Source organism: Rhizobium leguminosarum (assembly GCF_019798305.1).
Lineage (GTDB): Bacteria > Pseudomonadota > Alphaproteobacteria > Rhizobiales > Rhizobiaceae > Rhizobium > Rhizobium leguminosarum_U.
The window spans coordinates 207,795-223,454 of sequence record NZ_JAAXDD010000014.1 but is presented as its reverse complement, the minus strand read 5'-3'; the positions used below and the strand labels follow the sequence as shown (position 1 = coordinate 223,454).

Below are 15,660 nucleotides of genomic sequence, written 5' to 3'. Positions count from 1 at the left end.
CTGTGACGGAGAAAATCAGGTCGCGGTCTCGGAAACTTTTTTCTTCCCTCGGCGCGCTTTTAACGCTTCTATCAGAGAGAGATCGTCTTCAGTGACCCTGAGCAAGTCCTCGATCATGACATCCCATTCGCGCTGCATCTTGTCGAGGGTCGACAGCTTGACGTCACGCATGGCGCGGGTCACTTGCGACATATAGGCTTCTGATACACCGAGTTGCTCGGCCAGATCCTTGTTCGACAAGCCCCTCTCGGTCTTCAATCGCCGCAGGCCAATGGCGAGCCTTTCTTGAAACGACAGCGCCTTCAATATCGAAACGTCCGCTGCGTTGCCGGACTGATCGTCTTTCACACGAGACATGGAACGCCTTCCTTGGCGGAAGATGTGCTCGATGCGGCTCGAGCAAACGTATCATCCCGGCGACAGAGGGCGCTGCCGCAGCTGCTGGTCCGGGACTTGTTCGAAATTCTACTGCGCATGCAATGCCTGACGCCGGCTAGAGACCATTATGACGAAGCGTAAACCCTTTGTTGCCTATCTCTTGCATCCAAGCGTTCACGACTTCGTTACACGTCTTACACTGCGGCGATCACGCCCTGCAAGAGGATGGCGGAGCCCGGTAGTTGGTGCCGTATTCAATCGGCACAAATCCTCATGGACAGGCCCCTCCATAGATTCGTCCTTTGCCGCAACTCACTCAGCACTTATACTCAAGTTATAGTTTCGAGTTTGAATTCGAAGGAGGCTCTCGATGACGTCGCTCAAAAAGCGCGGCTACCGATTTGACTTGCGGCGGCTCTGTGTGGCGACCCTGGTTCTCGGATGTGTTTTCCTCCTTGCCTGCATCGCAATCCGAGACAGCCTCACGCTGGGCTACGCGATGATGATCCCGGTCTATGTCTTCTTATCGGCTGTGCTCGAAGGTTCGCGCCTCGACAAAAGCCGCCGTTGGAACATCCAAGCTTGGGGAGAGACGATCCTCGCTATCGCCGCGACGATGGCAGTGGGATATCTCGGATATCGGCTCTGGCTCCTCGGCTATTGAAGGGGTCTGGCATGCGGATCGTCGTTCGCAACAGTTCAGCCCATCCACTTACCGACCTGTCCGGCCGAGAGGCAACCGCGTTGCGTGCATGGTATGGCAACGCTGCATCCAACGAGGATGAGGCAATTGCGCTTTCGGTTATCAAGCGCGCTAAAGTGATGGACGGCTGGATTGAATGCGATTGCCTCGCGGCCGGCTTGCAGCCATTGCTCGCACCGATCCAGCAGGAGCGTACATTTACGCTGCGACGACTGACCTCGAAGGACGCGAACCCCGACCGGCATGAAGAGCGGCCGAACCATGCGCAGACGTGCCCGTTCCATGTAGACAAGGACGCTGCTCCCCCTCTGTTCGATCGTCGCTATCAGATCCGCCCGCTGCCAAAATCGGGGCGCAGCTACGTCGACGCCCTTCCGGCCATTCCCAACCGTCTTGCTGATATCTCGGACGATGATCCCACCCGATCGAGGGAGCGAAACGACCGTCCTTCCAGACTTGGCGGCATCCTGTGGCGGATGCTGGATAAGGCGGGTACAAACGTCATACCCCCGCTGCAGGACGAGCCCGATCTTACGCTGGGAGGTCAGCTCTCGGGGATACGTTCCGCCGCCAGGGAGCTCAGGGTGCTGCGGACCTGGACACTGAACGCACTAATGTCGACATGGGCCGCGGATTATTGGGACCCGGCCAGCCGGTGGCAGCGTTTGCTCGTAGCCTCCCGCCCGGACTGGCCGGAAAGTCTTCGGCGAACCGGCTTTATGTTGCTGTTTGCAAAAAGCGTATCGGCGCAGGCGATCATGCCTGCATCGTCCTCGCGAACAATCGAGGTGCTCGGCAAGGTCCGCCAGCCATTGCGGGGCGATCCCGCGCTGAGGGGTCCGTTCCTGACTTTGCTGAACGTCGATTTTCAGGAGGATGACGAAGGACCGGTGCGAGCGGTCCAGGCCTACGCGCAGCCGGTCTATAACGGCGATACGCTCTTCCCGGTGGAATCGGGATTCGAAAGAGACGTTTCGCATCTGCTGTTCTGGCTACAGCAAGCTCTCTTCGACGCCGCGCCGGATCTTCGCATCAAGATCACCAAGCCGCTGTTCGCATTGGACACTCCCATTGGTCCGTGCAGGCCGGACTTCATATTGGAGGCGTCATATCGAGGATCCCGGCCGGTGAGCCTCATTATCGAAGCCTTTGGGATGGCGACCGAGGAATATCGGCAAGCGAAGGAAAAGACACTGCCTCGCATGAAGTATATCGGGCCGATCTTTGGCACTTTTCCCAAGGACCTCGCGGAGGCGCAGGCTGCAAACACCGCCAGGCGGCTACAGGACTGGGTGATCGATCAAGTTCGTCGGGCCGGAAACAATACATCGCTAACATCCGATGACGACATCCTGACCTGAAGATAAGTTATGAACACCATTTTCCATAGCGTTTGATCGGATTTCACCGGACAGCGGTCAGCTCGATTCTCGCGGCATCGAGGAGCGCCTGTTGGATGATCACCAGCACCTCGGGCGGGCAAGTTCCGAACATGCGCGACACGAGGTCGTCAGCCAGTTCTGTGATCGTCGGCGTCAGCCTCGCCGACTTGTCGATCGCATCCTCACCATCGCCCTCGCGGTCAACTTTGGCTCCAATCGCTTGCCTCTCCATCTCGCGCTCCTTCACCATCAGCCAAAAGCCGGCGTCAGCTCGGGCCGCAGCGACAATTCGTTCGAGATGTCGACCCTTTGAAAATTCTGTGCTTGAGAGATGTCTGATCTCACCCATGTATTACTCTCCTGGCAGACGGTGCGCGATCTCGCTTCCTCTCTCGCCGTAATGAATGGTCGGTGATCGACAGACGCTTGTGCTAATCAGCGTGCGCCTCGGTCTCAGATTGATCCTCGCCCAGCGGATCTCGGGCCAGGTTGGCGAACTGGTGCAGGTAGGCTCGTGAACTGTCCTCGGTGAGCCGATCAGAAAGGCTCTCAATTAAGAGCTCGACATCCGCGTTGAGCTCGACCGGCTCAAGTGCATTCTCTTCGGCCTGCTGGAAGATCACCTCGTTCAACGCGGTAAGATCTGCCCCGAATACGTCTCTGACCTCCTGCCGCTGAAGAACAGACGCCACCGGCCGAGGATCGATTTGCTTCGGTGGACCATTGGCCTGTTTGGGTCGAACGCTCCGATGCGCCGGTGAGCCCGAATAGACATTGCGGCTGAGCTTCTGCTCGTCGATATCGAGATCGAAGTCACCCTCACGAGCAGCACTAGTAGCGTTCGGCACGCCGCGCTTTCGTTGCCCGCTCGCCGGATCACCCTTTCGCTTGCCTCCCGGCTGCTTCTGCTTTTCCTCCCGCACCTCCTCCTCTGTCACACCGGCGTCGCGTGTCTCGTCGAGATCCAGGCGGTGACGCAGCTCGTCAAGCGAGGAGATGTAGACGTGGTGGATACCATCCTTCGCGACGAAGCGCTCAAAATGGATATCAGCGCCCGTCGCGGGCGAGGCCGCCGCAGCTGACCTGCTGTCGGCGATTGTCCATTCAACCGGCTCCATGCAAGGTCTTTTCACCGGCTTGAACTTTCGCACTTTCGAGAACATCCGCTCTCCGCCGGAATCAAGCTTCATAATGCGCATCAGCGGCATGCCCGTGACCTGCAGGATCGCCTCTTCCGGCTTCATCATCATCAGCGTATTGACGGGAAGGAGATCGACAGAGACAGGCACCTTCGATATCGACCGCTGCCTTCGGCCGTGACGATGCGAATAGGAAGATTGCTCGACCCACTCCGTCGTCTTGCCGGCAGCCATCGAGACTGCCGCCGCATCTTCCTGGTTCTGAAAATTCATGAACAGCTTGATCGTCGAAGCGCCCATCAGGATCTTCTGGCCGGAGCGCTGATACAGCCTTTCAAGCTGGGCGCCATCCTGAAGGATGAAGACGAAACGCACACCATTCTTGCGGATCAGCGGGGCGAGCGTCAGGACAGTATCGATCCGGCCGCCATTGCCGAACTCGTCGAGCATCATCAGGACTTCGTGCTCACCGTTGCGCAATGGCCCCATCTGCACAAGTTTGTCGGCCATCTGCTGGATAAACATCGAGATCAGCCGCTCATAAATCTGCATGGCGTTCCAGTCCGCCTGGATGTAGATTGCGAGCTTACGCTTTCTGATGGTGCCGATCGGAATGGTGGTGATCGAGGTTAGCGCTTCCACCAATGGGTTCTGCAGAAAGTTGAGCTTGGCGACGATCTCCGCGGCAATCCCTTCCCCGAGCTTTTCATGCCGGCCGGCGAATTTGGTGAGCTGCATCCGGGTCTGGTCTGAGAGAACCGGCTCATAGTTTTCCAATAGCTGGATGATCGCCTTGCGCTCGTCCGACATCGAATTGAGAATGCGATAGAGTTCGCTGAGCGACTTGCGGGTGTCGGGGCATTCAAGTACGAAGCCGAGCATGGCCGTCAGCAGGATCCTGGCGCTTTCCTCCCAGAAGTCGGAGGAATCCGATCGCAACCGCTCCGGTAACAGCATTTGCGTCAGCTTCTGCAGGTCGGTGATCCGCTGGTTCGGCTCCTCACTGATCAGTTCGAGCGGATTGTAGCCGTCGGTGAACTTCGAGCCGGGCGCCAGCAGGAAAACCTCGTATCCTTTGTCTTTCAGGTAACCCGACGTCTCCTCGAATAGCTCGCCGCTCATGTCGAGGACGACCTGCGACCCCTGAAAGCTCATCATCGTCGGGATCACAAAGCCCCGCGATTTGCCCTGCCCCGGCGAACCGATCACCATCACATGCTGGTCGCCGTCATTGCGCAAAAGCAAACCCTGTTTCAGCCCAAGGACGATCCCGCGCTTGTCGCGCAGCCGAAAATCGGCGGCGTCCTTCAAGGTGGCGAGGCGTGCCTTTCCCATGATCATACGCTGGCGTCTCTGGACTGCCGCGCCGATCGGAAATCCGACAATGGCACCGGCGGCGGCGAGGCCCGCGAGGGCTGCGAGTACCGTCTGTCGAGACGGCTTCTGATAGGCACCAGCGGCATCGGTTGCACCGAAAGGAGCCTGATACATGGCGGCCAGATGGTTGCCATAGTAGCTCGCAATCTCGGCATGCTCACCGGCCTTGGTGGCAACGAGATAGAAGCCCACGCCGTACACGATGACGCCGGCATAGGCGGCGGCGAAGATAAGAGCCGTGTGCGCAAACAGGCTGAACATCGACCTGACATGCAGGAGATAGAGGATCTTGCGCGATAGCGCCCTGCCCCCTTTCAGCATCCAGAGGCAGAGCAGAAAAAACAGGAATGGCAAGGCGAGGGTGAAGGCCAGAAGCGAAAGTCCGAACGTGTTGCGGACATGGATGATCGACCAGGTATAGCGGACGGCGTCGATCAGGCGCGCCTGTCCCACATACTCGAAATAGGACGGTGACCCGAACGAGGTGATGTAGGCGTCGTAGATCAGCGTGAAGATGGCCAGCCACAGGAGGAAGATGCCAAGCAGTGCGAGCGGCAATGTGAACAACGATTTCCGCTGCAGGCCCGTCCATTTCGGGCGGTCAATCTCGGTGTGCGTGGATACGCTTGCCATTTTCGTCCACCTCATCGGCAAAGTAGATCTCGCTGACGCCTCGACCGCCGGCGGCATCGCTCTTCTTCAACTGGACCACGATCGGGATGATCGAGCGGATGTATCGGATGATATCGTCGCGCTCCATGCGCACGTTGCTGTTGAGCACCAGCGTCGACAGCCGGTTGAACGCGTGGTGCGGTGAGTTTGCGTGGATGGTCGACATCGAACCTGGATGTCCTGTATTGATGGCGTTCAAAAAGTCGAAGGCCTCGTCGCCGCGCAACTCGCCCATGAATATCCGGTCCGGTCTGAGACGGAGCGCCGTGGCCAGCAGGTCGCCCATCGTCACCCTCGCTTCGCCCTGGTCACCCTTCGAGACCAACAGCGACACGACATTTTCTTGGCTCGGCTCCAACTCGGCAGTGTCCTGCATGAGGATGAAGCGCTCGTGGTTCGGAATAGCCGTGAGCATCGTATTCAGAAATGTCGTCTTGCCGGTGGAGGTGCCACCCGAAATCAGCATGCTGCGGTGATTGATTGCCGCGAGCTCCAGGAAGGAGCGAACCTTGCCGGCCCGCAGCAGCCGGGACAGCGCGATATCGATATCGTCGATGTAGTCGTCGCCGGTCACTTTGGTGAAGCGAAACGCCCCGGCCTTCTCATAGTCATTCAAATTGAAACGGCGGACGACCTGCTTGCGGATAGAGAAGGCGTGACCGGTTGCCGAGGTCGGATTCAGCACGAACTGCACGCGTTCGCCGTTGACGAGCGTCGCCGACAGGAGCGGGTGCTCCGCGTTGACCGTCTGTTTGGTGAACGAGGCGGCGCGCGAGGCCATATGGCGGATCACGTCCTGATCGAGGCCGTCGACTTGCTGCCTCACCATGCTGAGCTTGCCGATCCGTTCGAGCCAGATTTCATTGCTGCACTGGCAGGAGATTTCTACAACACTGGGATCGTCGAGGAACGGCCGGATCGGCTCGATCGCTTCCGACAGAAAATGCTGTTCGGCAGAAATCGACGGGCGCGCGTTCATTTGCCGAGCCTCTTTCTGCGCAACCGCTCGAATTCTTCGCGCACCGGGTCCGCATAAAGCCCGGCGAAGTCGAGGTCGCGCGTCACGAACACATTGATGTCGGACCCCTGAGGGATATGGATCGTCGGCCGGATATTGCGGCTGTCCTGGAAGGCTTCTGTCCCCAGTTCCTGGATGCCGGAAGCGATGGTTTCGGCGGCGATTTCGCGGGCACGATCCTGCGATGTCTCGCCATTGTCTTGTGGGATGCGGGTGACGCTGCCATTGTCGTTGACGATGGTAATATCGCGATCCGGCTTCTGGCCAAGCTGGGCGATGTACTGGGTGGCGCCACCGATCAGCGTCATCATCGCAGGCGGACCGAACCGCTCCCAGTACTTGCGGTCGACGACACCCGTCATGCCCGAGCGCCCAAGCCGGTCGGTGCCATAAGAGCCGAGCTGCACCGAGACGCCATCTCCGCGGATCATCCGTGTCCAGACGATCAGGACCCGCTCCTGTCCCCGCTCGACGCCGGATTTGTAATCGCCGACCAGTGACGAGCCAGCGGGAATGAGGATGCGACGGCCGTCGAAGGAATAGACATCTTCGCGCACGATCCCTTTCACCATACCGGCGAGGTCTGAATTGATGGCCGTCTCCAGCGTTCCACGGATCATCGTGCCCTGCGGGATCCAGGCGTCGGTGCGGCGGTTCTCGGTTGCGACCGAAACTTCGACACCCTGCCCGCCCATCGCCTTCAGGAAAGCACGATCACTGTCGACCGAGCCGCCGCCATTCGAGCCTGCTACCGTTTGCACCCCGGACGGATCGCCCGCGCCGAACAGTCCCGGACCGGTGGCGTCGGCCGAAGCCTGCGCTGCGCCGTTCCTCTGATCAGATTGATCGAAGACCATGGCGGAAGAGCGAACACGCTCCAGCAGCTTGGCTTGCCGCGCGAGCTCGATGCAGCGGGGATTGTCCGGGTTCTTACCTCTCGCGCAGTCGACTTCGGCCGGTGGTAGAACCGGACCGGCCGCCGGTACGACAGGTGCTGGCGGCGGCGGAGGTGGCGGCGGCGCTTCCGGAACGACCACCGTCGGCAAAGGGGGCGGGGCCGGTGTAATGAACCCTTCGTTCCTCGGTGTCTGGACCGGACGGAACTCCTCACGCGGCGTCGTGTCGATCGCCGGCTGTTGCTCGCCACCGGCAAGAAGAAAATAAAGGACGACGCCCACGCCGGCGATGGCAGCAATGACCGCGATCGGCCGCATGAGACCGACGCCGCTCCGCCGGACCGGACCGCCGATTGCGCTGTCAGTGTCGAGCGAATGATAGTTTGGATCTGACATGGCGCCCTCCTAATGTTGAGCCTGTGGCGAGGAACCGCCGGCACCGATCCGCTTCGGCGCTACCGCACCTTCGATCGGCGCTGGAATATCGGCGGGAACAGTTCGCAGATTGAACAGGCAGGTCTCGTCTTCGGTGCCATAGCGCAGCGACCACTGCCGCGAAACGGTATCGATGACGATATAATCGGCCTCGCGGCGGTAGTTCACGAGGCTCTCGCGCCGTTTCCGGTCGACGATGAAGATCGCCGGAATGGCGCCGGTGAATTTCATGAACGTCTTCAGCCCGTCGTCAAACACCCAGAGCGGCTTTGCCGCATCGCTTCCCTTGAAGCCGTAGTCGTAGTTGACCTTGTCGCGGCGAATGTTCTTGAGGTTCGGATTGCCGGCAGCATCCTGCGCCTGCTTCCAGAGTTCGGCCGTCCCCTTCAGCCCGGCATCTTCGGGATAGGTGAACTGCAGTTTGAAGGTCTGATTCTGTATCGCCTTGCTGTCGTTGACCCGCAGATCGAAGGAGTAGGTGCGCCTGGTGGTCACGACGGAGAGATTGGTTGAAGCGTCCTTTTCCATTGGCTTCAAGGTCAGGGAACGCCGGTCGGCCGAGGTGAGGATCTGCCAGGAGACGGTGTCGCCGGCAACGACCTGGGTGATCTCTTCGTCTGTGCCGAAGAGGATCGTCGTCACCATGCCGTAGGTGCCGGTCACCAGGAAAACCTGTTCAGCCGAATAGGGTAGCGAGCGCACCCGAGGATCGAGCCTTCCCGGACGTGCAACCAGTTCGGCATGCCCGACCGCGGTTCCCAGCAGCAGTAAGAATGAAAGCGCCGCCATCCGTTTCATCATTGCGCCGGCCCCGACGGCATGGTTTCCGGAACCCTGGCATATTCGGTGACGACAAAGCCCAACGGATTGTACAAACGAACCCGGTTGCTCGCAGGAAGATTGATCTGCCGGTAGCGCACCGTGGCGGACCAGCGATTGACGACGTCGCCACCGCGCTGGCGTTCCCGTGTCTCAAAACGGACGGCCATGGTCGAGGCATTGAGAGGATTGACCGACAGGATTTCCGGCCGGATGTCGCCGGTGGCACCCAGCGTCTTCACCGGCCCACGTGGATTGCTCGGGTTCATCCACGCCTCATACTCCTTGAAGGCGTCGGAGTTCGGCTCCGACCAGAGCGCGATCATGTCGAAGTTGTCCGAGAGATAGCGGGGATCATAGGTCTCGCGGCGGATGACGTAGTTGCCGACGAACGAGGCGCGAACCGCCTGGATCTCCGAGACGCTCGACCGATCTCTGTCGAGCGTCGTCACCGTCTCCATGTAGCCGGTGTTCTTGTCGACGATCAGGGGTACGACCTCGGTGCGGACAAGCGGGAAGAGTTGTGCCACCGAAAACGAAAGTATGCCGGCGATGGCCCAGCCGGCCACCGCGAAGGCAAACAGGATGAGACCGATCAAGGTCCGAAGGGAGCGGTTCTTCTCGCCCCAGGACAAGTGCCGATCATAGATTTCCTGCGGCCCGGGGACATGATCGGTCGGCGCTGGTGTTGTCTGTCTTCTGAACAATGCCAAGTGTTGCCCTCGAATAACGGTGTCTCATTCACTCGCTGTTGCGGCGGCGATTGGTCAGCATCCGGCCGAGCGTACCGACGCCCGCCACACTGCCACGGCCGGCAAGCGCTGCCGCCGTCACGGCGCCTCTCGGTCCAGTCAGCATGCCAAGCGCGACGGCCCCCGCCTGCCCGGCGCTCGAATTGCTGGATGCAAGCGTCCCGCGCGCGGCGCTGTAACCGGTATCGACACCGCCTCCGCCCGGCACACCCGATATCGCCGTCCCGTAGGAAAAGGTTCTGGCGAAATCCGGCACCTGAAAAATGAAATAGGAGATCAGCGCCAGGTAGAGCACCATGGCGAGCACGATCGCCAGCGCATTCTCCCTGGTCGCCATGTCGCCGTTGATCGTGTCCATCATGCCGATCAGAAAGCCGAAAGACAGGCCCGCCATGATGTAGGTGAAGAGCAGCATGAACATGCCGTAGGCGACGCCCCTCACCCACGCGTCGAAGACAAATCGCGTGATGCCGAAGAAGTAGCAGAGGATCGCGATCGGCCCGATCGCCAGCATAACCGCGGTGATCATCTTGGCAAACAGCGTCACGCCGGTGAGGATGAGCAGCATCGGCAGCAGACCGAACACCAGCACAATGAACACGACCACGGCGCCAGTAACATTCGGCAGCCATCCCGACTCGTAAGAATTGAAAAGCTGCATGGCGAAGTCGTAGACCTTGCGTGCCATGCTGGCGACCTGCTGGGCCAGATCGGAACCGGCCGACTGGCCGCCCATCGCCGAGGAAATAGCCGAACCGAGATCCTGTGGCGTCGACAGCACGAACTGGCCGATATTGTCGTAGAAGGTAGCCCAGGACATGACCAAGGCGTAAGCCAGCGCGATCTTGAAAGCCGTCACCGCCATGTCCTGCAGGGAGACACTTGACAGTCCGAGTGCGCTCCAAAGGAAATAGAGGATCAGGAAAATCGCCAGGATGGCTGAGACAAGATTGCTGTTTTCGGCAAACAGGCCCCAGGCCCGTTCAAGCGAGGCCTCGTTGATCTTGTCGAAATATCGGAGCGCGTCGCCATAGAAATTGATCGCGTAGCTGACTGGATCCATGTCGCATCCTAATTGACGGGCCGCATTGGGCCGCAATCATCCGTGACGACTCTCGCCAGCGCCTGTTCCGGCGGCGCTGGTTGCGGCGCTCTGTGGTAACCGAGTGCCGGCACCGGATTTTCGTCGGCCGAGCATTTCGCCAGCTGTTCGTAATTGCCGCCGCAGCCACTGAGGGCCGCGCAACAAAAGGCCAAAATGAGGGTGAGCCTCACTGCTCCTGCTCCTCGAACGCCTTTAGCTGATCGCGAACCGAAGCCCCCTGCTGCTTCGCGCCTCCATCCCGCATCACGCTGTCGGGAAGCGGTGCGAAGGTCTTGAGGTTCTGCGACGAAGTGGCGAGCGCCGCCTTAAATTGCTGGTTCAGCAACATGACCTGATTATTGAGCGAGCCGACCGCTTCGTTGGCGGTCTGGTTGCCCTGCAGGACCATCTGGGTGTTTTGTTCGAGCGCACCCTTCAGATCCTGAGCCGTACCGATCTTCTCGGTTGCCTGCATGAACGAGTTCTGCCGATCCTTGGTGGCGCTGTTCATCGCATCGGTGAGCGCCGTCATCGTCGTCAGCGCATTGACACCTTGTGAATAGGCCTGGTTGGCGCCGGAGAGCTCACCACCCTTGACGGTATCGACCACCATCTTCACGAGGTTGAGGCCGTTGATGAGTTTGGCGGCCGTGTTCTGAAACTGACCGCTGATGCCGCCGAATACGGCCTGATTTCCCGAGAGGATCGATCCGAAATCCGGTGCCTGTCCCATAGTGAAGCCATTGCCGGTCGCAAGTTTGGCAAACTGGCTGGCATCCTGGCTGCGATCGCCTGTGATCGCCTGTAAGGTCTTCGTCGTGTTGTCCTTGACGACCGAGGTGTCCTGCTGGATCTGGGACGACAGTCGCTTGATGTCCTCGCTAAGCGAAATGTTCTCAGAATCCTTGACAGGGACCTGCGCGAAAGCAGGCGAGACGGCGACGATGCCAAGGGCTGCCGCGATGACAAATCTCTTCATGTGCCTAACCTCTCTTGTCCGTTCAGTTTGCTGTCGGTCTGGCATCGACGACCGTCACCAGGCCCAATACGGGATCCTGCATCGCCGAGAAGGTCGCGGTGTCGCCACTGGCGCGAGCCTGTTCCTGCAGGTCATCGAGCCAGCGCTGGATCTGCTCGGTCGTGGCACTCGACGGCACGGCAAAGCAGCGGGTGCTGCCGGTGTCGACGATGGTCGATGGGCACTGGATCTGCGCCATGACAAGCGAGCCGTCGTGGTCCTTGGAATTGCCGCCTCCGGACCCGCGCAGGTTGGCTGACGATGATTGGAGCCCGGCCTGAAGGCGCTGCAGGTATTGCTGGTTTGCCTCGGTCGATTTCTGCACGAACGCGTTCCACACCGATCCGCGCTCGACCTGCGCCTGCGTGTTGCGGTCGACAGCCTTCTTCAGCTGCTCGCCGCAGCCCTGGCTGTCGCTGACGGTTTCGGGCTCGGCATTATTGCCAGCCGGTGGGGTCCGGTCGCCATTTTGCGCCTTGTTGCGGCTGTAATAGGCGGAGACCTTTTTGACATAATCCTGGGTCTCGGGAATATTGGGGATCTGTCCGTTCTGCAGCGACTGCCGATAGGGCCCGGAATTGTAGCCGGCGGCGATCAGGTCGTAGCGATCGCCGAACATTCCCTGAAGCTGTTTGATGTATCTGACGCCCCCACGGATATTATCGCGCGTATCGTAGGGATTGACGCCGAGCTGACCGGCGGTTCCCGGCATCAACTGCATGACGCCGGTGGCGCCGACGGCCGAGCGCGCCGATTGCCGGAAGCGCGATTCCTGTTCGGCAATGGCGAGCGCAAAATTCGGATCGACGCCCTGGCGGATCGCCTCGTCCTCAACCATGCGGGCGACGTCCTGCTGGCTCGGCGTCCGCTGCGATGGTGCAGCTGGCGCGGCCTCACCCGCCATGCCCTCTGCCGAGCAGTCGGCGGGTGCGCCGGAGCCCTGACCCGGCGCCACGCTGTCCGTCGTACCGCCGGAGGCGCCTTTCAGTTTCCGGGTATCGGCCTGATAACCCTCGTACCAGTTCAAGGTCGCCTGCTGGATCTTCTGGCGGGCATTGTCGATGACCGGAACCTGGGCGCGCGTGGTCGCGGGGACTATCACTGTCGCCAGCGCCAGCACGCCGGCCGTCGCCAACTCAGGAAGCCTTGCGTTGGTCATCGGACGCTCCCCCCTCCCAATCGCAGAATTTAGACAGCCAGTTTTTCGGATCGTCTCCGTATTCGTCGAGCAGCATCTCGACCTCGCGAACGGTCTCCTCCCGGCCGGACAAGACCTTGATGAACTCCGGCATATGGGACATGTCGACGCGCGCAATCACGCTGCTCTTCGCCTGTTTGATCAGCATGAAGCGGGAGCTCGGATCGCCGTTCTTCACCCATTCGAATTCGGCTCTGGAGAGACCGAAATGCGCCATGTAAGAGTGCTCGTCGGCCTTCGGATTAGCAAAGAAGATGTTGGTCGACGTCTGCTCGATGATCGTGCGGCTGACACTGGACTGCACGACGTCGTCAGCCGATTGCGTGCCAAATATCACCACACCGTTCCTCTTCCGGATGGTCTTGAAGTAGTCCTTCATGGTGCGCTTGAACTCGTCGTCGTCGAGCAGCTTCCAGGCTTCGTCCATCAGGTTGATGATCGGCGCCTTGCCGTCATAGATCTCGTCCAGCCGATGGAACATGTACAGGAGGGCCGAGGTACGCACCGTCGGATCGTCGAGGATCGACGTCATGTCGAACCCGATCATCGACCTGGAAATATCCAGATTGTCGTCGGCATTGTCGAAGAGCCAGGCATAGGGGCCGCGATCGACCCACTTGTCGAGCCTTGCAATCAGGCTTCCCTCTGTCCTCTCGCTTCCGGCCAACAGAGCGCGCAAGGAAGAGAGACGGCGGTACGCTCTGTCCTTCGTCTTGAGCACGGACTTGATCGCGTTGCGAATGATCGCTTCTTCCTGCGGCGTCAGGCTCTCGCCGTCCTTTGATGGCTTCAGCATGAAGCTCAAAAGCCCGTACAGGAAAACGCGGTTTTCCTCGGTATCGTCAAGCAGCAGCGGGTTCCACCCAGAAGGTTCGCCGGGCTCCAGTGTCATGTATCGGCCGCCCGCCGCCCGCACCATGATGTCGAGGCCACGGTCCTTGTCGAAGACGATCGTTTTCAATCGAGGACTGACGCGGTAGGCCTGCAGGATCAGGAACGCCATGATGACGGTCTTGCCCGAACCCGTTGGTCCGAAGACCGTCGTGTGCCCGACGTCGCCCTGATGGAAATTGAAAAAGAACGGCGTGCCGGAGGTCGTCTCGAAGATGGTGATCGCCGGTCCCCAATGGTTTCCGTCCGGCCTGCCGTAGGGATAGGCGTGAAAACTGCTCAAGCCCGCGCAGTTGAGCGTCGAGATGAGCGCGCGCCGCGCAATATAGGCCTGGTTGCCGGGCAGTTGCGCCCAGTAGGCCGGCTCAGCGTTCAGATCTTCGCGAACATAGGAGGCGCCAAGCGCCCCAAGCTCATTTCCGATCAGCGCAACCGCATCATCAAGCTGGGCCGTTGTTCTTGCCACTGGCATGACGGTGAGGTGATGCTCGGTGAAGGCAACGCGTTTGCGGGCGAGTTCATCGCGGGCAATGTCGAGATTGGCCTGAACGCTGGAGCCGCCCTCGTCGGCCTTCGACATCTGCCGATCGAGCCTTTCGATGCGGCTGCGGGCAGCCATGTCGTCGATGAACGACATCGACTGGGTCAGCACCATCTCGAAGGGCAGCTTGAGGATATAGTCGAGCATGCCGGCGCCGGTCTCCGGCGGATATTCCTTCAGCGACACCATCGCGGCATAGCGATCATCGCCGGATGTTTCGCCTTGGAGATGGATGATCCGGTTGCCGATCGACGTCCGCCGCGCCGGCAGCATCTCGTCGATCGGTATATTGCCGAGACGGATTGGCCGGACCCGGCCGCCGTTCAGCAGTGTGTAGAAGAACTCGCATTGCTCCGAGAACCAGATTGTTCGCGTGCCTTCCTCAAGCATCGTGTCGTCGGAGATGGTCCGGTAGATCATCTTTCCGTCGCCAAGATCGACCTCGGCGCGCCGCACGTCGCGCAAGACTTTCGGACCGTAGGCGGCAAGCGATTTTTCCAGAGCCCTTGTTGCTTCGACAAGCTTGTCGCGCATCGCACGAAACTGCTCCCTGCGCACGGCATTGCCGCCGATGCCCATGACGCGGGACAGCGCCGAGCCTTGTCTGAACAGCGGCCGAACAACCACGGACACATAGGTGTCGTTGACGAACATCTCGTTCCTGGAGATGCTCGATTGATAGACATCGTCGAGACGCCGCATGAAGGGATCGCCGAAAGCCGATGGCAGCGACGGCGCGACCTTGCGCCGGACGACGTGGGTGTAGAGCGCAAAATTGCCGATCGACGAGATCGCGCGGAACGCGGCGTTGCGCTGCCGCTGCAGCATGTTGATCGTCTCGATATCGGCGGTCTCAAACGAAAAGCCGGTCAATTGCACGGTCGAGACCAGGCTGTCGTTCTTCAGTCGGATAATGCCGTTTTCGATCGGCACATAGAACGGGACGTGTGTCGATATGCTGCGGTCGGCGAATATCTCCCAACCTTTCGACAAGCTCCCTTTCAACGATCTCGCCATGGTGCCCATCGATCACGCCCCGTAGGTCCTGATGCCGCCGCCGAGCCTTCGACCCAGGGGATTGACGCCGCACCTGCTGAGCCGTCCGACGATCTCGAAGAACCACAAGTCGAGCTTCACGGTCAGCATGTAAAGAATACTGTGGAGGATCACGAAGGAGACCGGGAACCAGAGGATCGAGCCCAAGATCATGAATACCATCAGCGAGATGAAGCATTCTGCCAGAAAGTATGTGTACGGGATGCCCATGACCGTCGGCGGGCGCGTCAGAGCCAAGATGACGGGATAGGATTCGATGTACTCGTCGCCACCGTCGGCGGTGTTGCCTGATCCAGCCATG

The 15,660-nt window shown here is 59.9% G+C and carries 14 protein-coding genes; 2 read left to right on the top strand and 12 right to left on the bottom strand.

What is annotated here, in order from left to right:
• Positions 1–15: 15 nt before the first annotated feature.
• Positions 16–357 (bottom strand): helix-turn-helix domain-containing protein, encoded by a 342-nt coding sequence (locus HFO99_RS24505; RefSeq protein WP_222364135.1) that lies wholly within the window; start codon positions 355–357, stop codon positions 16–18.
• Positions 358–748: 391 nt separating this feature from the next.
• On the opposite strand from HFO99_RS24505, the gene HFO99_RS24500 reads away from it, so the two are divergent.
• Both HFO99_RS24500 and HFO99_RS24495 read left to right on the top strand, forming a co-directional pair.
• Complete coding sequence (locus HFO99_RS24500; RefSeq protein WP_222364134.1) at positions 749–1,042, top strand: hypothetical protein; 294 nt, start codon at positions 749–751, stop codon at positions 1,040–1,042.
• Between the two features lie 11 nt (positions 1,043–1,053).
• Positions 1,054–2,442 carry a hypothetical protein gene (locus HFO99_RS24495; RefSeq protein ID WP_222364133.1) on the top strand — a complete coding sequence of 463 codons (1,389 nt, stop codon included), beginning with the start codon at positions 1,054–1,056 and terminating at the stop codon, positions 2,440–2,442.
• A gap of 43 nt (positions 2,443–2,485) precedes the next feature.
• On the opposite strand, the gene HFO99_RS24490 is transcribed toward HFO99_RS24495, so the two are convergent.
• The 11 genes from HFO99_RS24490 to HFO99_RS24440 all read right to left on the bottom strand — a co-directional run bounded on the left by HFO99_RS24490 (position 2,486) and on the right by HFO99_RS24440 (position 15,659).
• Positions 2,486–2,812, bottom strand: coding sequence for a hypothetical protein (locus HFO99_RS24490; RefSeq protein ID WP_222364132.1), 327 nt, complete (start codon positions 2,810–2,812; stop codon positions 2,486–2,488).
• Positions 2,813–2,894: 82 nt separating this feature from the next.
• The gene (locus tag HFO99_RS24485; RefSeq protein ID WP_222364131.1) at positions 2,895–5,612 is read right to left on the bottom strand and encodes a type IV secretory system conjugative DNA transfer family protein; all 2,718 of its coding nucleotides are present in this window, start codon (positions 5,610–5,612) and stop codon (positions 2,895–2,897) included.
• Complete coding sequence (virB11, locus tag HFO99_RS24480) at positions 5,581–6,630, bottom strand: P-type DNA transfer ATPase VirB11 (protein WP_222364130.1); 1,050 nt, start codon at positions 6,628–6,630, stop codon at positions 5,581–5,583. Before virB11 ends, HFO99_RS24485 begins: the two co-directional genes overlap by 32 nt.
• On the bottom strand, positions 6,627–7,961 hold the full coding sequence (virB10, locus tag HFO99_RS24475) for a type IV secretion system protein VirB10 (RefSeq protein WP_222364129.1): 1,335 nt from the start codon (positions 7,959–7,961) through the stop codon (positions 6,627–6,629). Before virB10 ends, virB11 begins: the two co-directional genes overlap by 4 nt.
• A gap of 9 nt (positions 7,962–7,970) precedes the next feature.
• Positions 7,971–8,789: a TrbG/VirB9 family P-type conjugative transfer protein gene (locus HFO99_RS24470; RefSeq protein WP_261323307.1), complete on the bottom strand. Its 819-nt coding sequence runs from the start codon at positions 8,787–8,789 to the stop codon at positions 7,971–7,973.
• An 8-nt stretch (positions 8,790–8,797) separates the two neighbouring features.
• Positions 8,798–9,532 (bottom strand): virB8 family protein, encoded by a 735-nt coding sequence (locus HFO99_RS24465; protein WP_222364128.1) that lies wholly within the window; start codon positions 9,530–9,532, stop codon positions 8,798–8,800.
• Between the two features lie 28 nt (positions 9,533–9,560).
• The gene (locus HFO99_RS24460) at positions 9,561–10,634 is read right to left on the bottom strand and encodes a type IV secretion system protein (RefSeq protein ID WP_222364127.1); all 1,074 of its coding nucleotides are present in this window, start codon (positions 10,632–10,634) and stop codon (positions 9,561–9,563) included.
• Positions 10,635–10,842: 208 nt separating this feature from the next.
• Positions 10,843–11,634 (bottom strand): conjugal transfer protein, encoded by a 792-nt coding sequence (locus tag HFO99_RS24455; protein ID WP_222364126.1) that lies wholly within the window; start codon positions 11,632–11,634, stop codon positions 10,843–10,845.
• Positions 11,635–11,656: 22 nt separating this feature from the next.
• Positions 11,657–12,832, bottom strand: coding sequence for a lytic transglycosylase domain-containing protein (locus HFO99_RS24450; protein WP_222364125.1), 1,176 nt, complete (start codon positions 12,830–12,832; stop codon positions 11,657–11,659).
• The gene (locus HFO99_RS24445; protein WP_222364124.1) at positions 12,810–15,329 is read right to left on the bottom strand and encodes a VirB4 family type IV secretion/conjugal transfer ATPase; all 2,520 of its coding nucleotides are present in this window, start codon (positions 15,327–15,329) and stop codon (positions 12,810–12,812) included. Before HFO99_RS24445 ends, HFO99_RS24450 begins: the two co-directional genes overlap by 23 nt.
• Positions 15,330–15,332: 3 nt before the next feature.
• Complete coding sequence (locus HFO99_RS24440; protein ID WP_222364123.1) at positions 15,333–15,659, bottom strand: VirB3 family type IV secretion system protein; 327 nt, start codon at positions 15,657–15,659, stop codon at positions 15,333–15,335.
• Between the last annotated feature and the right edge of the window lies 1 nt (position 15,660).

Coding starts and splice junctions, on each gene's coding strand:
- HFO99_RS24505 (WP_222364135.1), bottom strand. CDS start 357: ATGTCTCGTGTGAAAGACGATCAGTCCGGCAACGCAGCGGACGTTTCG.
- HFO99_RS24500 (WP_222364134.1), top strand. CDS start 749: ATGACGTCGCTCAAAAAGCGCGGCTACCGATTTGACTTGCGGCGGCTC.
- HFO99_RS24495 (WP_222364133.1), top strand. CDS start 1,054: ATGCGGATCGTCGTTCGCAACAGTTCAGCCCATCCACTTACCGACCTG.
- HFO99_RS24490 (WP_222364132.1), bottom strand. CDS start 2,812: ATGGGTGAGATCAGACATCTCTCAAGCACAGAATTTTCAAAGGGTCGA.
- HFO99_RS24485 (WP_222364131.1), bottom strand. CDS start 5,612: ATGGCAAGCGTATCCACGCACACCGAGATTGACCGCCCGAAATGGACG.
- virB11 (WP_222364130.1), bottom strand. CDS start 6,630: ATGAACGCGCGCCCGTCGATTTCTGCCGAACAGCATTTTCTGTCGGAA.
- virB10 (WP_222364129.1), bottom strand. CDS start 7,961: ATGTCAGATCCAAACTATCATTCGCTCGACACTGACAGCGCAATCGGC.
- HFO99_RS24470 (WP_261323307.1), bottom strand. CDS start 8,789: ATGGCGGCGCTTTCATTCTTACTGCTGCTGGGAACCGCGGTCGGGCAT.
- HFO99_RS24460 (WP_222364127.1), bottom strand. CDS start 10,634: ATGGATCCAGTCAGCTACGCGATCAATTTCTATGGCGACGCGCTCCGA.
- HFO99_RS24455 (WP_222364126.1), bottom strand. CDS start 11,634: ATGAAGAGATTTGTCATCGCGGCAGCCCTTGGCATCGTCGCCGTCTCG.
- HFO99_RS24450 (WP_222364125.1), bottom strand. CDS start 12,832: ATGACCAACGCAAGGCTTCCTGAGTTGGCGACGGCCGGCGTGCTGGCG.
- HFO99_RS24445 (WP_222364124.1), bottom strand. CDS start 15,329: ATGGGCACCATGGCGAGATCGTTGAAAGGGAGCTTGTCGAAAGGTTGG.
- HFO99_RS24440 (WP_222364123.1), bottom strand. CDS start 15,659: ATGGCTGGATCAGGCAACACCGCCGACGGTGGCGACGAGTACATCGAA.